The 1,390-nt window shown below is 65.9% G+C and carries 2 protein-coding genes; both read right to left on the reverse strand.

Annotated elements, in window-relative coordinates; translation table 11 throughout:
- On the reverse strand, window positions 1-675 hold a 675-nt coding region (locus BRO63_RS04355; protein WP_088138655.1), incomplete at its 3' end, for a DUF3275 family protein.
- 57 nt (window positions 676-732) lie between these two features.
- The coding region (locus BRO63_RS04360) for a DUF3577 domain-containing protein (RefSeq protein ID WP_088138654.1) at window positions 733-1,390 on the reverse strand (658 nt) is incomplete at its 5' end.

Here is a 1,390-nt window from a genome sequence, read left to right on the forward strand (position 1 = left end):
TTCGGCCTGGCGGCTCCACTCCTGCGTCTTGAAGTCCAGCGCGTAGCCAAGTTCGCCCAGGCGAACGATCTGCGCGCGCAGGGTGCGGCGGTCGATGGTCGAATCCAGCTTTACGGATTCTCCCAGCGGCCACAGCAGGCCGAACAGTGGAGCGTCGCCATCTTCGGTGCTGCCGGGGGCAGCAGCCGCAGTGGGTGTCGGCGCATCCACACCGAAGGGCGTGGTATCGACCAGCGGGTCCGCGGACGCCAGCACGGGGGCGGGCTTGGCGGGCCTGGATGTTTTGGCAGGTTTGGCCGGCGTTGCCGCAGGCTGCGTCCCTTGCTCTTCGTCAAGGGGATCGACCTCCTGGGTGGCGAAGCTGCGGGCCTCGTCACGGCTCAGTTTGTCGATGCCGTTGAGCGTCATACCGTCGAGGTTGGCGCGAACTTCAAACCGCGCGCCGCCCGCGACCGGATAGGACTTGGCGAAGATATAGCGAATGACGAATTCCCCGTCGTACTTGCCTTCGGGGTACTGCTCCAGCTCCGCGTCCTTGACGGCGAACTCGCCGATGGGGGTGGTCAGACGACCGACCGTGAACGGGCCGTTCTTGCCGCGGATGGTCCGCAACGTGAGCTGGCCCGGGACGACGATGGGCAGGACTGATCTCGTAGGTGCCGATGTGGCTGCCATGATGGTTCTCCTTGGGAAATAGGAAAAAGGCAAGGCCCCGTGAGGGGCCATGCCGGATCAGAACGAAGCAGCCAGTTCCGGCTCCTGCTCCTCGGCTTCACCTTCCGGCTCGCGCTCGGCGGGTTCGGCAGGCTGGTCGGCAGCGGTTTCGGCGGCAACCTCGGCTTCGGGCGCGGGTGCGTCCTCGGCCTGCGGCGCCTCGGCTTTCGCCTGGCTCGTCGGATAGACCTGGGTGCCGTCGATCTTGATGAGACCGATGTGGACCAGTGTCGATTCAAGGCTCGCTCCCGGTTCCCCGGCGCGCTCGCCTTTGGTGCGGATGTACGGATCGATCTTCATGTCGTTCAGACGGAAGGCGATCAGCACCTTGCGGTCCCCTTCGATGGCCTGCACGCACCGGCGAACCAGGTGCTCGGCTTCAGGGGTAGCGACGATGGTGTCGAAGTACCGATATTCCGGTTCACCGACAGGCCCGGCCAGCGCCGCGACGCTGCACGACAGGAACGGATCGCCATCCTTGCGGGTGACGTCCTTCGGACGGCTGAGGTAGCCGATGCCGCGGGTGATCAGCTCGTGCTGCTTGATCGAAGCCAGTTCGGCCCGGTCGAGCGGCTCGGCCTTGAGCAGTCGCGCCTTGAGGGACGCGGCGGCCTGGCCCTTGTGCTCACCCTTGTCGCGGATGTACGCATCGCCCCACAGGTCGCCGAGGCGAAAG

The organism is Achromobacter xylosoxidans, from assembly GCF_002192695.1.
GTDB lineage: Bacteria > Pseudomonadota > Gammaproteobacteria > Burkholderiales > Burkholderiaceae_B > Achromobacter > Achromobacter xylosoxidans_C.